Origin of the sequence: Marinomonas hwangdonensis (assembly GCF_003721245.1) — a bacterium.
In the GTDB taxonomy this organism is placed as follows: domain Bacteria; phylum Pseudomonadota; class Gammaproteobacteria; order Pseudomonadales; family Marinomonadaceae; genus Marinomonas; species Marinomonas hwangdonensis.
Map to the genome: position 1 here is coordinate 1 of NZ_RIZG01000004.1, position 15,920 is coordinate 15,920.

The window sequence follows — 15,920 nt, forward strand, 5'->3', positions numbered from 1 at the left end:
TATGTCAACGTATTTTAGGATGGGACAGTAGATCAAAAAAGGGCTGAATAGATCAGCCCTTTTTTGTTTGTCACATTGTAAAATCTTGCAGCTTTGGATTATCCGCTAGCCACCAACTACGTTTACCAAAAGTGTCACCTTATCCCCTGGTTGAACGTATTTTTGACTGCTCACTTTCGGGTTCCATTTTTGGATGTCGTTTATGGACACTTTAAATTTGTTAGCAACCAAAGCGAGTGACTCGCCTGGTCGTATGGTGTAGATCACTTTTTTTACAACACTTCTAGCATTGCTTTTCTGTTGTTTGGGTTCTAGCCAGATCACCAGCTTCTTGCCAGGTCTGAGTGTGTCTCCCAGCCCCATGTTGTTCCAGCGCGCCAGTGTTTTCGTGTCTACATCGTACTTATTGGCAATCAACCATAAGCTGTCTCCTGACGCCACTGTGTGGTTTACCTTAATACGATTGCGAGTTGGCGACTTTGATTGTTTGGCAAGCAATCTCTGATGAGAACTTAGTGTATAGCTTTCAATCTTGTTGCCAGCAACGGGAATCATCAGCTCCTGACCCACGCGTATCATGGTAGAAGAGATTTTGTTGACGTCCTGAAGAACATTCACCGTGGTATTGTGCTGCTTGGCAACCAAAAGTAGGTTGTCTCCGGCTTTTACAGTATAACGAACCCAAGTGACTCTGTCTTTGCTGGGGATCTCTGCTAATCTGGTTCTAAATTGTTTGGCTTTACTCACTGGCATTAATAGTCTGTGGGGGCCATCGGGGGATGTTGCCCACTGATTAAAGCCTGGGTTCAGTAAATACACTTCATCTATGCTCACATCAGCCATTTCTGCAGCCTGAGCGAGATCGATCTGTCCACCTATATTGACCACTTCGAAGTAGGGCTTATTGGGGATAAAATACGTAGAGTAGTTGTATTTTTCAGGGTTTTTAATGATTTTTGCTAATGCGATAAGTTTTGGGACATAAGCGCGAGTTTCTTTGGGTAGATCCAAAGACCAAAAATCGGTTGGTTTACCGGCCGCCTTGTTCTTTCTTATGGCTCTCATCACGGTGCCTTCGCCTGAGTTGTAAGAGGCTAATGCGTGCATCCAATCCCCATCAAACATTTTATGTAGACGTGTGAGATAGGCAATCGCCGCTTGAGTTGATCCGATAATGTCGCGCCTACCGTCATACCACCATGTTTGGTCTAAACCATACATTTGGCCAGTCGATGGAATAAACTGCCAAGGCCCTGACGCACGTCCGTGACTGTAGCCAAATGGATCAAAGCCACTTTCAACAATAGGAAGTAAAGCGATTTCAGTTGGAAGGCCAGCTTTTTCTAGCTCGTCAACAATGTAATACAAATAGCGAGCGCCGCGTTTTGATACTCTGTCTAGGTGGGTGGGGTGAGTGCTGTACCAACGTAGTTGAGAGGATAATCTAGGGCGATCTATATCGATATCGAGTTGATAGCCCGCACGGATACGATCCCAGATATCCGTTGGAACGCTCGGTTCTTCAATAACGGCTACGGTATCTAGGTCCTCTTCGGTGGGCTCAAGAGCAGGTACTGTGTCGATAAATCCCAGCTGTTCGGTGTCGGCTTCGTCTATCTCTTCTTCGAGCTCTATTAGGTTGGTGGAAGTATTGTCGCCTAGGTTAGAGGGAGTTTGACACGCGCTAAGACCAAAAACAGCAATAACAATCCAAAAGAATTTATAAATCATGGGAACCACAAGGTTGAATAAAGTTTAGCCATTTTAAAGCGGTAATCTCATAGGTCAACTAAAACTGTCTTTAGCACTTCTGACTTGTCTAAAAGATCCAACAGGTTCGTTTGCTGGGGATTCATTAAGTTGTTGAGCTGCCGAGGTTTTAAGCGCTTCTATGTGTGTCCTAAGAAACGGATTGGTATTTTTTTCTAACGCTAAGCTGGTGGGTAGTGTTGGCTCGTTGTTGCGTCTTTTTTGCTGACTGCGTTCATTTTCAGCTACAAGTTCTGCATTGTTAGGTTCCAAAGAAAGGGCAAACCGGTAATTCGCTAAAGTGTACTCATGGGTGGCGTAGATTAGTGTATTATCGGGTAGCGCTGAAATCACAGTCATGGCGGCGAGCATTTGTGCTGGATTGCCTTCCATAATGCGCCCGCACCCACCTTTAAACAGCGTATCGCCACTGAATAGGATTGGTGTTTCCTGTGATGAAAAGTAGCATAGGTGATCCAGTGTGTGTCCTGGTGTTTCTAGTACTTTAAACGTGTGTGAAAAAATCGTCACTGTATCCCCTTTGGTCATAGGATGAGTGACTAGCTCCGTTAGGTGTGTTGGCCCATACACTGGACAATCGGCAAAGTGTTTTAATTCTGCCACGCCGCCAGTATGATCCTTATGGTGATGCGTGATTAAAATGCCTTTTAAAAGGACGTCTTGTTCACGACAATATTGCAATACAACACTGGCATCACCTGGGTCCACGGCCCATATTTCTGAACTTTTTGCGTCTTTTAGAATCCAGATATAATTATCTTGAAAAGCGGGGAGTGGAAAAATAGTCATAAAATGTCTGCTTTGTGGTGGTTTTCGTTCATACGACGTGATGACAAAAACAAAAAATAACACGTCTACATCGTTAAAAAGTGAGTTCATTGTATGTTGGATGATCAATCAAGACAATTTTTTCAAACTTGGTATCAAACAGAGCTAGGTGAAAATTTGTTGCAACGTGAAAAAGAGGAAATCATTGCCGAGCTGGATGCCGTGGTTGGTTACTATCTTGTGACTCAATCCCCAGTTAAAGCACTTACTCTAGATCCTCATCGCTTACGTGACAGTATTTTGATTGCACCAAGCTTGGAGTTGGGAGCATCCCCCAATACTGTTGTGGCGAGATCAAGTGAATTACCTTTTGAACCAGATGGGGTGGACGTTCATGTTTTTCATCATACGCTGGATATTTCGGCCACTCCCCATGACGATTTGCGTGAGGCCGCTCGAACCCTACTGCCCAGTGGTAAACTGATTATTGTAGGATTTAATCCCTGGGGGTTGTGGGGGGTATGTCGATTGTTTTCAAAACGACGAAAAGCGCCTTGGTGTGGACATTTTATTGCCCACCAACGATTGGAAGATTGGTTAAAGGTCGCGGGACTTACTTTAGAAGTTAAACGATTTGTTTGGTATCATCCGCCCCTACAATGCGGTAAATGGCGGGCGCGTTTTAATTGGCTTGATAAAATTCTTCAGCCTCTGAAGCTGCCTTTTAGTGGCGTTTATATCATAGTGGCGACTAAGCAAGAAAAGCGATTTATTCCGCTGAAACCACGTTGGTCAGGCGCTCGAGTTCGAGTGCCGCCCTTAACAAAACCAACAGCAAAAGAGATGAGAGAGTGAAGAAGGTAGTACTGTACACAGATGGTGCCTGTAAGGGCAATCCAGGAATTGGTGGTTGGGGAGCTTGGCTGACGTTTGGTGAACATGAAAAACGTTTATGTGGTGGCGAGCACGACACAACAAACAATCGGATGGAGTTGATGGGGGCGATAGAAGGTCTGAGAGCACTAAAGGAGAAATGCTCTGTGATACTTTATACCGACTCGTCTTATGTCCAAAAAGGCATTACGGAATGGTTGGCAGGTTGGAAGCGAAAAGGTTGGATGACCGCGTCTAAGCAACCCGTTAAAAATAAAGACTTATGGCAAGCCTTAGATGAACAATGCCAGCGCCATGAAGTCACTTGGAAATGGGTAAAAGGTCATGCCGGTATAGAAGGCAATGAAATTGCCGATGAGCTGGCGAATCAAGGTATAGATGAATTGAGGGCCGCATCATGAGGCAGGTTGTTCTAGATACGGAAACCACGGGGATCGACCCTAAGCAAGGGCACCGTATTATCGAGATTGGTTGTGTCGAAATGATAGGGCGTAAACTCACCAAACGTCATTTTCATGTGTATATCAATCCTGATAGAGAAGTCGAAGAAGAAGCCTTCCGTGTCCACGGCATCAGTAATGAGTTTCTGGCTGATAAACCGCGTTTTCATGAAATTGCTCAAGAGTTTTTTGATTTTATTAAAGGCGCTGAGCTGATTATTCATAACGCCCCCTTTGATATTGGTTTTATGGATCACGAATTCGCACGCTTGGGTGGTTATCCTAAAACACATGAGGTCTGTCGTGTCTTTGATAGCTTGGTGTATGCGCGTAAAAAGCATCCTGGTCAGAAGAACAATCTAGATATTCTTTGTAAGCGTTACGGTATTGATAATTCCCATCGAGAATTGCACGGAGCCCTATTAGATTCCGAAATCTTGGCGGATGTGTATTTGCTGATGACGGGGGGGCAAACCAGTTTAGGATTGGCAAACCATTCTGATTCACAAAATAAGGAAGAAGGGGATGTGGATGCTATTAGAAGGCTGTCGAATGAACGTAAGCCACTGAAAATCATCCGAGCCAGCCAACTTGAACTGCAATCTCACGAAGAAAGATTGAATCTTATTGATAAAAAATCTGGACAATCTTTGTGGCGTAAGCCGAACGTCCAATAAAAAAACCTCATTTTATGCCTTTCAATGCAGAGTAGTCCGCGATATTGAAAGGCATTTTATTGAGGGTTTTTAATGAACTATGGGTCAACTTTATAGTAAATAGACAACACAGAAGCCGCCTACAATGCTCAACACGATTGTGTAGGGCAGTGCCATCCAAACCATTTTTCCGTAGGACAAGCGCAGCAAGGGAGCAATGGCAGAGGTTAACAAGAACAAGAAAGCCGCTTGGCCATTAGGTGTCGCAACACTTGGCAAGTTTGTTCCTGTGTTTACCGCCACAGCCAATACATCAAAATGCTCACGTGTAATCAAACCAGCATCCAAAGCTGCTTTAATTTCATTGATGTAAACAGTCGCAACAAACACGTTATCACTGATCGCTGATAAGACGCCGTTTGCGATAAACAACACGATAGGCTGATGTTCAACCGGCATGCTAAAGACCAGATTAATCACGGGTTGGAAAAGGTGCTGGGCGTGAATAACGGAAACAACAGTGAAGAAAACCACCAAAAGTGCGGTGAAAGGAAGTGACTCTTCGAACGCGTGTCCGATTCTGTGTTCTTCAATAATGCCGTTAAAAGAGGTTAGTAAGACAATAACCATTAGGCCTACTAGACCGACTTCAGCAACATGGAAAGCAAGAGATAATACCAGAATAACAGCCACGATGCCTTGAATAATCAATTGCGCTTTGTGCTTATTGGTGTGCTTTTGCGATTCTTCTTTTTCGAAGTTATTCAAAATGTCTCGAACGGTATCAGGAAGCTGGGCACCGTAATCAAACCACGCGGTTTTTTCTAATACAATCACGGTCAGCAGGCCACAGACTAAGACAGGCATAGAGACGGGGGCGACATTTAGGAAAAATTCCAAGAAATCCCAGCCAGCAACTTTGGCAATGAGAAGGTTTTGTGGTTCACCTACTAATGTAGAAACGCCACCGAGTGCGGTACCCACAGCACCGTGCATCATCAGATCACGTAAGAAAGAGCGAAACTCACTCAAATCTTCTGCGTTGACGGGCAAGATGGAATCGTCTTTGCCATGATCATGATTTTTGTTAGAGCTCTGTCCGGATGCCGCTTTATGGTAGACTGAATAAAACCCGACACCGACACTGATAAGGACTGCGGTGACGGTTAACGCGTCAAGAAATGCAGACAATAAGGCCGCAGAAAAGCTAAAAATCAATGAAATAACAATTTTAGATTTCACTTTGACCAATAATTTGTTGAAGACAAATAACAGCATGTCTTTCATGAAGTAAATACCAGCGACCATGAACATCAGCAGTAAAATGACTTCTATATTATGGGAGACTTCAGTGTATACACCTTCGGGAGAGGTTAAACCAAGTACGACCGCTTCGATAGCAAGCAAACCGCCAGGCTGTAAGGGGTAGCATTTTAATGCCATGGCCAAAGTGAAAATAAATTCGACAATTAACAACCAACCCGCAACGAAAGGTCCAAACACCACCAGTACAATAGGGTTAATAATCAGAAAGGCTAGAATGACTTGCTTATACCAGAGTGGGGCAGCGCCCAGAAAGTTTCTGCCGAACGCTTGCGCGAGAGAGGGTTTCATTGGTTTCTCCTTTTAAGAAAAGGCACGAAAATGTGCGAAAAAAATAACAAGATTTCTCTGGTGTAAAAATGTCCAAAGGAATCTTGTTAGTTCTTTCACATCGAGTGTTTTCTAAAGCAGGGAAATTCTGAAGCGCCAGATAATAAGGCATATGAAATTTAGTATCTAGAGTGAATTGTAATAAAATTACATTGTTTTTTACATAATTACCCCAAATATATCTATAAATTATCAATATCTAGACAGAAGGAAGGCATTTTGGAATTTTTAACCGACTACGCCGCGTTTGCTTTAAAGTTAATCAGTGTTGCTTTAGTGATTGGTGTGTTGCTGGCGATGATGGCCAGTGGCAAGCGCAAATCACAGCCGGGTCATTTATCCGTAGCAAAATTAAATGACGCTTATGATGCAATGAAAGCTGAGTTAGACAGTCAGCTTTTGGATAAAAAAACGTTAAAAGCTCGACTCAAAGAAAAAAAGAAGAAAGAGAAACTTGAAAAGAAATCACAGAAAAAAACACCCAACAAGACAGAGGCGACAGAAGTCGTAAAAAAACGTGTATTTGTGTTGGATTTTGATGGTGACATAAAGGCTTCTGCCGTTGAAACCATGCGGGAAGAGATAACGGCAATTTTGAGCGTGGCGACGCCAGAAGATGAAGTTATAGTGCGCCTTGAAAGTGGCGGTGGTGTTGTGCATGGCTATGGGCTCGCTGCCTCACAGTTGCAACGTGTTAGAGAGGCCAATATACCGCTGACGGTATGTGTCGACAAAGTCGCTGCCAGTGGAGGGTATATGATGGCGTGCGTCGCGGATAAAATCATTGCCGCGCCTTTCGCTATTCTGGGGTCTATTGGCGTAGTGGCTCAAATCCCTAACGTACATCGACTATTAGACAAAAGTTTGATTGATGTTGAGCTTCATACGGCGGGACGTTATAAGCGAACGCTTACCATGCTAGGTGAAAATACCGATGAAGGGCGTGAGAAATTCAAACAAGATTTGGAAGATACGCATGATTTGTTTAAGCGTTTTGTGTCCAGTCAGCGACCACAGTTAGACATTGAAAGTATTGCTACAGGCGAGACTTGGTATGGTTCTGAAGCGTTGGAAAATAACTTGGTAGATTCGGTGATGACAAGTGATGCGTATTTAGTGTCTCACTATGACAAAGCAGACGTGATTCAAGTGACTTACAAGCAGCCAAAAGGCATGGCAGAACGGTTTGGTTTGTCCTTATTTTCTGCCTTAGAGCAGAAAGCCGTTAGTTGGATTGGTAAACTGACTCAGACGCGCGGTTATTAAAAAAGTAAAATTCGAAAAAAAGGAGCCTCAACAAGGGCTCCTTTTTTTTGCTCTGAATTTTTAACGCCAATTAAGCCTAGCAAAAACGTGTTTTAACGACTGTAAAGCTCGTTGGTGCTTTGTAGTTCATCGTAGTTCAAGCTGGCTCCGGTTTCAGGTGTCATTGTTTTCAATGCGATTCGCTCGAAAGCGTCTTCTAATTCAATCGGTTCAAAATACAATAAAGTGCCTATGGTTGGATGATCGAGGTAATTGACTTTTTTGCTGGCAGTCTTATTACTCTGATACAAAGTTAGCACGGCTGAAGGAACAAAGGCTTCGTCATTAATCGCCAAGTTAGGCAGTTCAATGCTGGTGCTCGTTTGCTCGGGTGCTTTTAGCAAGGTGATGTTGCTGTCTGTTACATCAAGGCTTGCTGACTGATCAGGTGTGTCATCTTGTGATGAGCTGACGGTGTTTTGCAATGCATTCCGACTAAATAAATAATGCTGATAACGAATGTCAGTTTCAAGATAGCGCCCCAGTTTTATGGCAACGTCCGCCGTAAGTTCAGGGTAGCCGAATGCTTCGCTGTAATGCGTAAACTGCTTGCGAATGCTGTCTCCTGGGGCTTTGAAAATCAGTGTCCATTCTTGATTGGCGAGTATGTCTACCCGACGTTTGAGTTTGTTTTCCATGGCAACAAACGGTGAATCGAGCTGTAGATCAAGAGGTGACTCTTTCTCATTGGCTTGTTGTTTATTGTTAGTCAGCAACCCCAATTCGGCAGGCAATAAATCCACATAATTGACTTGTTCAGTAGATTGGCCTTCAGGCCAACTAAACGTCAACAAGTATCCTTGATAAGCTCTGGCGGTTTCTGGGTCGTACTGTTCGGTGTCCGCTAGCAAGGGATGGCTGAACAAGCATGCTGTTAGTAGAACAGAAGTTGCGACTTTCAATGTAATAACTCCAAGGTTTTTGTCGTTTCTTGAAAACGCTCATCAGCGCTGTTCATTGTGGCAATAAACTTTAAGGTGTCTGGCCCTGCCAGTTTATATTGATCGGGTTTGGTTTGTATCAGCTTGATCAGTTTCATTGGGTCTACTGGGGTTTTGCTGTTAAAGAATATTTTACCTTCTTTGAGGTTGGCTTCAATTTTTTTGATGCCCAGCTGCTCCGCTTTGAGTTTTAGTTCCGTTTGACGAAACAGGTTTTTAGTGGCATCGGGCAGTAAACCAAAACGATCAATCATTTCCACTTGCAGATCTTTTAAGTCATCACTGGTTGCGGCACTGGCAATACGCTTATACAGAATTAGGCGTGAATGAACATCGCTTAAGTAGTCTTCCGGTATAAGGGCGGGGACGCGTAAATTGATTTCGGTTTGGGCAGGTGAAGATATGTCTATGTCAGGTGATTCGCCATTTTTAAGCGACTTTACCGCTCTGTCTAGCATGTCCATAAACAATGAAAAGCCCACATGTTCGATGTGACCGCTTTGGCCATCACCCAGTAGTTCACCCGTGCCACGGATTTCTAAATCGTGGGTGGCTAACGTGAAGCCGGCCCCGAGAGTGTCGGCTAAAGTAATGGCTTCGAGACGTTTTTCGGCATCGGTGGTCACCTTGCGATCACTTGGCGTCAGCAGATACGCATAAGCTTGATGGTGCGAGCGTCCGACACGACCTCTAAGTTGGTGTAATTGAGCCAGACCGAATTTATCGGCGCGTTCTATAATAATGGTATTGGCATTTGGGATGTCGATGCCTGTTTCAATAATGGTGGAACATACCAATACATTGGCGCGTTTATGGTAGAAGTCTGACATGACTTGTTCCAGTTCTCTTTCACGCATTTGGCCGTGGCCCACAATGACACGCGCTTCGGGAATCAGCTCTTCCAATTCTTCGGCGGCTTTTTGAATCGTTTGCACTTCGTTATGCAGATAGTACACCTGACCGCCACGATGCAGTTCACGCAAAATGGCTTCTTTTATTTGATGGGCGTCCTTCTGTTTTACAAAGGTTTTTACCGACAACCGTTTGGCGGGTGGCGTGGCGATAATAGACAAATCACGAATGCCCGAGAGTGACATATTGAGAGTCCGTGGTATCGGTGTCGCGGTCAAGGTGAGTATGTCTACTTCGGCTCGTAACGCTTTAAACTGTTCTTTTTGCTTCACGCCAAAGCGGTGCTCCTCGTCAATAATAACCAGGCCAAGGTTGGCGAATTTAATGTTGCTTTGAATCAGTTTGTGGGTGCCAACCACGATATCGGCTTTGCCATTTTCAAGTCGTTCAATGGCCGCATTGGATTCTTTGCCTGAACGAAAGCGTGATAAGAGTTCTACTTCTATTGGCCAATCAGCAAAGCGGTCGCAGAAATTTTCATAGTGTTGTTGTGCAAGCAAGGTAGTAGGCACAAGAACCGCCACTTGCTTGCCGCCTTGAACCGCCAGAAAAGCAGCACGCATGGCGACTTCTGTTTTGCCAAAGCCAACGTCGCCACAAACGAGTCGGTCCATAGGTTTTTTGGTCGACATGTCTTGCATAACGGCATCAATGGCCATTTGCTGGTCAGGCGTCTCTTCAAACGGGAAGCCAGCCGAGAAGATTTCGTATTGATCATCTGGTTTTGCAAAAGCATGACCGACTCTGGCTTCTCGTTTGGCGTAGATTTCCAGTAATTCGGCGGCTGTATCGCGGGCTTTCTCCGCGGCTTTTTGTTTGGCAACGCTCCATTTGTCTGTTCCCAGTTTGTGTAGTGGAGCGGTGTCTTCGTCGGCACCAGTGTAGCGAGAAATTAATTGCAAGGACGAAACAGGCACATACAGCTTGGCGTCGTTGGCGTAGCCAAGGGTTAATAGTTCGGTTTCCTGACCATCAATTTCGAGGTTGGTTAAGCCAAGATAGCGCCCAACGCCATGATCAATATGCACAACCGGGGCGTTTAATCTAAGTTCTGTTAAGTTGCGAATAATGGCATCGTCGCTGATATTGCTGTGCTTGTTGCGTCTGCGATGCTGAGAAACCCGTTCACCCAGAATGTCACTTTCGGGTATCAGGGTCAGTGTGTCCTGAATAACAAAACCGCGTCCGATGTTACCCTCAGTGATGGCTACTTTGTCGTTTGAATTTTCAAACGTTTTCCAGTTGCTGGTGAGTTTTGGGGTAATCTTGTGCTTTTTAAGTAGCTCAAGAAGCGCTTCTCGACGACCCGCTGATTCGGCGACGATAAGCACTCTGGTGTTTGTCTGATTTAAATGCTCTTGCAGCCTATATAAAGGTTGAGCCGCTTTCGAGTCGATTTTGACGTTGCTTAATGGCTTAAAGGTAGGGTGTTCGCCTTCGGCAGAAAAAATGACATTAGTGAAATGCTTTAATTCGGCAAATATTTCTTCTTCCTTTAAGCAGATTTCATCTGGATGAAGAATAGGGCGCTCTATGTTGTAGCTAAGCGACTCGTGTCGTGTGCGAAAATCGAGCTGGATACTAGCAAGTTGTTCGTTAAATGTACCAGATCGAATCACCAAGGTGTTCTTAGGTAAATAATCAAAGATGCTGGTGGTGTGTTCAAAAAAGAGCGGTAAATAATACTCTATTCCTGCTGGAATGAGTCCGCTGCTGACATCTTGGTAAATAGGGCTAGACAATGGGTCTTTGTCAAAACGCTCTCGAAAAGCTTGGCGAAAATATTGTATGCCCTGAGACGAGGTAGGAAACTCTTTTGCAGGCAACATCTTTATTTCAGTAACTTTACCAGTGCTGCGTTGAGTCTCTGGGTCAAACCAACGAATAGAGTCAATGTCGTTATCAAACCAATCGATTCGAATGGGATTCTCGGCGCCCATGGGGTAAACGTCCATTAATGCGCCACGGATGGTGTATTCTCCGTGTTCACTAACATGATCAACATTCGCATAGCCAGCGTCTACGAGTTTTCTCGACAAGGTTTCGAGGGGCAGTGTTTGGCCCTCTTTTAAATGAAAGCGTTGGGCATCCAAATGTTGTTTCGGACATAGACGTGTGAGGCACGAAGCCACTGTGGTCAAGATAATCGGGTTTTCAGCTTCATTTAAACGCGCTAGTGTCTCCAGTCGTTGCGATACGATATCTTGGTGGGGTGAAAAGGCGTCGTATGGCAAGGTTTCCCAGTCACTGAACCTGAGCAGCTCGTGCTGCTTGCTGCTGAGAAAAACGAGCTCACTTTCAAGTTCGTTCAGTTCAGCAACAGTGTCAACCATATAGAGAATGGGTTGTTTGTTGGAGGAGGCAATAGATAAAAGCTGTAATACTTTGCGACTGCCATCGAGGCCCGATATGAGGTTTTTGTAGCCAGGTTTTAGGGTGATGTTTGCAGTATCAGGCATAGTAAGGTTAAAGCTCTCTAGAAGCGGAAAGGGTTAAAGATACAGAGTCAGCAAAGCGTAAGGCGTGGGGTTTAGCGACCTCGACTTTTGCAAAAGTGACATGGTCGGCTTGCATGCAGATTTCAAGTAAATCTGCTGTCAGTTTTTCAAGCAACAAAAAACGATTGTTTTCAGTGTGTGAAATTATCTGCTTGCATATGGTGCGATAATTGACAGCATTATTGACATCGTCTGTGTGATAGGCGTCGGATGCTTGGTATTGCATCCAGGCATTAATCACCACATCTTGCTTGTTTTCTTTTTCAGAATCATTGAATCCAATATAGGTTCTAAGACGTAAATTGTTTATATGTATTTGCGCGTTTGGCTTAATCATAACTCATTGACTTCCGTTTTATTTGAGCTTGTTAATAAATTAACAAAGCAATATTGTGGCGTGTTAGGAAAAGTATAGCAACTTCGAAAGTACGGTGGTGATCGCTCGTTGGATCCTTTTATTTGCGGATGAATCTAAAAGTGTCTAATTGCTGTCAGTGCATTGATGTTCTTCTTTACGCCTTTTTGACGGACGCTTGGTGCGAATTGTGTTTCTGAGAATGAAAGATGCAAGCCAAAAGCGAAGGGCTTTGCTGGTCAAACCGTTGAATGCCCTTTATAATGTTGCGGTTTTTGGTGAAGTGAGTTTGTGTCAATAATCTACCCTTTAGATTAGTGGATTTACGCATGTTTTCCCGGAGGGGGGTGTAAACCTTGCACATTACGCTTTTTGTGTTCAATAAATTGTTGGGCAGAACATATGTTTAAAATCTCGAAAGGCCTAGATCTGCCGATCTCAGGCTCTCCCAATCAAGTGATTGATAATGCGACATCTGCCAAGACAGTCGCTGTCATCGGTCCTGACTACCATGGTATGAAACCTACTATGCTGGTTAAGGAAGGAGACGTTGTTAAAAAAGGCCAAGTCATTTTCACAGACAAGAAAACGGATGGTGTTAAGTATACCTCCCCAGCGTCTGGTGTAATTGAAGCGGTACATCGCGGTGAAAAACGCGTCCTGCAGTCCGTTGTTATTAAAGTTGAAGGCAGTGAAAGTGAAGCATTTGCTTCCTATTCAGGTTCTCAGCTTAAATCACTCGAACGCAGCAAAGTGGTTGAAAATTTAATAGAGTCTGGAATGTGGACTGCGTTTCGTACGCGCCCATTCAGTAAAGTGCCTGAAGTTGATTCGGTACCGAATTCTATCTTTGTAACTGCCATTGACACAAACCCTTTAGCGGCTTCACCAGAAGTTGTTTTAGCGGACCAAGCTGAAGCGTTTGCAGACGGTTTGACCGTTTTGACTCGATTAACAGAAGGCAAAGTTTTCCTTTGTAAAGAGCAAGGCGCCAAGATACCTACTACGTCTGATGTGACTGTTGAAGAGTTTGCGGGTGTTCACCCTGCCGGTCTTGCGGGAACACACATACATTTTCTTGACCCAGTCAGCGACAAAAAAACGGTTTGGTCAATCAACTATCAAGACGTTATTGCCGTTGGCAAGTTGTTCACAACGGGTGAGCTTTACGTTGAACGCGTTATTTCTTTAGCCGGTCCACAGGTTAAAAAGCCGCGTTTGATTCGCACTCAGATTGGTGCTGATCTTCTTGCCTTGACTGCGGGTGAGTTATCAGAAGGCGACAATAGAGTGGTATCCGGTTCAGTGTTGTCTGGCCGTAATGCGTTTGGTCCTTACGCTTACCTTGGTCGCTATCACAATCAAGTGTCTGTTTTGCTTGAAGGTCGCGAGCGCCAAATGGTGCATTACCTTCGTGCTGGTGTTGAAAAACACTCGACCATCAATGTGTTTGTTTCAAAATTGATGGGCAAAAAGACATTCGACATGTCCACTACGACAAATGGCAGTGACCGCACTATGTTGCCATTAGGTAACTTCGAGCGCCTAATGCCACTGGATATTCTGCCAACTCAGCTTTTGAGAGCTTTGGTAGTTAATGATACAGAACAAGCACAAAAGCTTGGTGCACTCGAGCTGGATGAAGAAGATCTAGCATTATGTACTTACAGCTGTTCAGGTAAGTTCGAATATGGCCCGATTCTTCGGGACTGCCTAACTCTAATTGAGAAAGAGGGTTGATTCATGGGACTTAGAAAAGTACTTGATAAAATTGAACCTGAGGTTCACTCAGGTGGCAAATACGAAAAATGGTATGCGCTTTATGAAGCCGTCGATACTATTTTTTATCGTCCGAGTTCCGTGACGAGAAACGGTTCACATGTGCGTGATGCGGTTGACATGAAGCGCATTATGATTCTCGTGTGGATGTGTACATTTCCAGCAGTTTTTTTTGGGATGTACAACATTGGTTTGCAGGCAAATACTGCGATGGATGCCATGGGTATCACAGCAGGTGAGTCATGGCGTCACGCGGTGATTGGAGGGTTAACATCCTACAATGCCGACAGTGTATGGGATAACATGATTTATGGTGCCATGCATTTCTTACCCGTTTATTTGGTGACCTTTATTGTAGGTGGTTTCTGGGAAGTATTGTTTGCTTCGGTTCGTAAACACGAAGTGAACGAAGGCTTTTTCGTTACCTCTATCTTGTTCTCATTGTCTTTGCCAGCGACTATTCCGCTATGGCAAGTGGCGTTGGGTATCACCTTTGGTGTTGTGCTTGCTAAAGAAGTATTCGGTGGAACAGGTAAAAACTTCCTAAACCCAGCGTTAGCAGGTCGCGCATTCTTGTTCTTCGCATACCCAGCGTCTATGTCTGGTGATGCTGTTTGGACAGCAGTGGATGGTTATTCAGGCGCGACTGCATTGAGTCAGTTAGCAGTTGATGGTGTTCCAGGCTTAACCATTGCTTGGTCTCAGGCCTTCTTTGGGTTTATTCAAGGCTCAATGGGTGAAACCTCTACACTTGCCATTTTAATTGGTGGTGGTGCCTTACTGATTATGCGAATTGCGGCTTGGCGTATTGTGGCGGGTGTGATGCTCGGTATGATTTTGACGTCAGGACTGTTCAATCTGATTGGTTCTGACACAAACCCAATGTTTGCAACACCTTGGTATTGGCATCTTGTTTTGGGTGGCTTTGCCTTCGGAATGATGTATATGGCCACAGACCCAGTATCGGCTTCCATGACAAACAATGGTAAGTGGTTTTACGGTATTTTGATTGGCCTTATGGTTGTTCTTATCCGTGTAGTTAACCCTGCTTACCCAGAAGGTATGATGTTGGCGATTTTGTTTGCAAATCTATTCTCGCCATTTATAGACCACTTTGTTGTTCAGGCGAATATCAAGCGGAGGATGGCTCGTAATGGCTAGTAGTAACGATAGTATCAAAAAGACCGTCATAGTTGCGTTGTCATTATGTTTGGTTTGTTCAATTTTTGTTGCTGCGGCAGCCGTTGGACTAAAGCCTATTCAGACCGCAAACAAGGATTTAGATAGAAAACGTAATATTCTATCTGCGGCAGGTCTGCTTGAAGAAGGTAAGTCTGTTGATGAGATCTTCGAGAACGTTGAAGCGCGTATTGTAAATTTACAGACTGGCAAATTTGCTACAGACGAAGAGATGCAAGCGGCAGGTATATCAGCGGGTAGCTTCAATCAGCAAGCGGCCGCTAAGGATACAGCGCTATCGATTGACCTAAAAGGAAACGATCCTGCAGGCATCAAGCGTCGCTCGAACTTCTCTGAGGTGTATTTGGTGAGAGCAGGTGACGATATTGATCGTATCATCCTGCCCGTTCATGGATATGGGTTATGGTCCACTATGTACGGCTTTATGGCGCTTCAAGGGGACTTTAATACGGTACTTGGATTTGGTTTCTATGACCAAGCTGAAACACCAGGTCTTGGTGGTGAGGTAGATAATCCAAATTGGAAAGCCTCTTGGGAAGGGAAAAAAGTCTACAACAGTGATGGTGAAGCTGTGCTTCAACTTGCTAAAGGTAGTGTAGACAGCTCTGACCCTCAAGCAGATTACAGAATAGATGGACTTTCAGGTGCAACATTAACATCTCGTGGCGTAACTCAGCTTGTTCAATATTGGTTGGGAGACAATGGTTTTGGAACATTTTTGTCGCACTTACGTAGCGGAGGAGTGTAAT

General features: G+C 44.4%; 13 protein-coding genes. 7 read left to right on the forward strand and 6 right to left on the reverse strand.

What is annotated here, in order from left to right:
- Positions 1-105 precede the first annotated feature (105 nt).
- The gene (locus tag EBI00_RS07975; RefSeq protein WP_123095414.1) at positions 106-1,731 is read right to left on the reverse strand and encodes a LysM peptidoglycan-binding domain-containing protein; all 1,626 of its coding nucleotides are present in this window, start codon (positions 1,729-1,731) and stop codon (positions 106-108) included.
- A gap of 54 nt (positions 1,732-1,785) precedes the next feature.
- The gene (gene gloB / locus EBI00_RS07980) at positions 1,786-2,559 is read right to left on the reverse strand and encodes a hydroxyacylglutathione hydrolase (RefSeq protein ID WP_123095670.1); all 774 of its coding nucleotides are present in this window, start codon (positions 2,557-2,559) and stop codon (positions 1,786-1,788) included.
- Positions 2,560-2,652: 93 nt separating this feature from the next.
- Between gloB and EBI00_RS07985 the strand changes: the two genes are divergently transcribed.
- Genes EBI00_RS07985 through dnaQ form a run of 3 tightly spaced genes read left to right on the forward strand, consistent with a single transcriptional unit; the run spans position 2,653 to position 4,549 of the window.
- Positions 2,653-3,393 (forward strand): class I SAM-dependent methyltransferase, encoded by a 741-nt coding sequence (locus EBI00_RS07985; protein WP_123095415.1) that lies wholly within the window; start codon positions 2,653-2,655, stop codon positions 3,391-3,393.
- Positions 3,390-3,833: a ribonuclease HI gene (gene rnhA, locus EBI00_RS07990; RefSeq protein ID WP_123095416.1), complete on the forward strand. Its 444-nt coding sequence runs from the start codon at positions 3,390-3,392 to the stop codon at positions 3,831-3,833. Before EBI00_RS07985 ends, rnhA begins: the two co-directional genes overlap by 4 nt.
- The gene (dnaQ, locus tag EBI00_RS07995; RefSeq protein WP_123095417.1) at positions 3,830-4,549 is read left to right on the forward strand and encodes a DNA polymerase III subunit epsilon; all 720 of its coding nucleotides are present in this window, start codon (positions 3,830-3,832) and stop codon (positions 4,547-4,549) included. Before rnhA ends, dnaQ begins: the two co-directional genes overlap by 4 nt.
- A gap of 90 nt (positions 4,550-4,639) precedes the next feature.
- On the opposite strand, the gene nhaB is transcribed toward dnaQ, so the two are convergent.
- The gene (gene nhaB / locus EBI00_RS08000) at positions 4,640-6,142 is read right to left on the reverse strand and encodes a sodium/proton antiporter NhaB (protein ID WP_123095418.1); all 1,503 of its coding nucleotides are present in this window, start codon (positions 6,140-6,142) and stop codon (positions 4,640-4,642) included.
- Positions 6,143-6,400: 258 nt separating this feature from the next.
- On the opposite strand from nhaB, the gene sohB reads away from it, so the two are divergent.
- Positions 6,401-7,447 carry a protease SohB gene (sohB, locus tag EBI00_RS08005; protein ID WP_123095419.1) on the forward strand — a complete coding sequence of 349 codons (1,047 nt, stop codon included), beginning with the start codon at positions 6,401-6,403 and terminating at the stop codon, positions 7,445-7,447.
- 92 nt (positions 7,448-7,539) lie between these two features.
- Here sohB and EBI00_RS08010 read toward each other — a convergent pair whose 3' ends face one another.
- The 3 genes from EBI00_RS08010 to folX are packed head-to-tail and all read right to left on the reverse strand — an operon-like array spanning position 7,540 to position 12,174.
- Positions 7,540-8,388 (reverse strand): hypothetical protein, encoded by an 849-nt coding sequence (locus tag EBI00_RS08010; RefSeq protein WP_123095420.1) that lies wholly within the window; start codon positions 8,386-8,388, stop codon positions 7,540-7,542.
- Positions 8,385-11,798, reverse strand: coding sequence for a transcription-repair coupling factor (mfd, locus tag EBI00_RS08015; RefSeq protein ID WP_123095421.1), 3,414 nt, complete (start codon positions 11,796-11,798; stop codon positions 8,385-8,387). Before mfd ends, EBI00_RS08010 begins: the two co-directional genes overlap by 4 nt.
- 7 nt (positions 11,799-11,805) lie before the next feature.
- Positions 11,806-12,174: a dihydroneopterin triphosphate 2'-epimerase gene (gene folX / locus EBI00_RS08020; protein ID WP_206612567.1), complete on the reverse strand. Its 369-nt coding sequence runs from the start codon at positions 12,172-12,174 to the stop codon at positions 11,806-11,808.
- Positions 12,175-12,594: 420 nt separating this feature from the next.
- Between folX and EBI00_RS08025 the strand changes: the two genes are divergently transcribed.
- The 3 genes from EBI00_RS08025 to EBI00_RS08035 are packed head-to-tail and all read left to right on the forward strand — an operon-like array spanning position 12,595 to position 15,919.
- Positions 12,595-13,932, forward strand: a complete 1,338-nt coding sequence (locus tag EBI00_RS08025; protein ID WP_123095422.1) for a Na(+)-translocating NADH-quinone reductase subunit A — start codon at positions 12,595-12,597, stop codon at positions 13,930-13,932.
- Positions 13,933-13,935: 3 nt separating this feature from the next.
- A complete protein-coding gene (locus EBI00_RS08030; RefSeq protein WP_123095423.1) occupies positions 13,936-15,132 on the forward strand; it encodes an NADH:ubiquinone reductase (Na(+)-transporting) subunit B in 1,197 nt (398 codons plus the stop codon).
- On the forward strand, positions 15,125-15,919 hold the full coding sequence (locus EBI00_RS08035) for a Na(+)-translocating NADH-quinone reductase subunit C (protein WP_123095424.1): 795 nt from the start codon (positions 15,125-15,127) through the stop codon (positions 15,917-15,919). The genes EBI00_RS08030 and EBI00_RS08035 overlap by 8 nt, the downstream gene beginning before the upstream one ends.
- The last annotated feature ends 1 nt before the right edge of the window (position 15,920 follow it).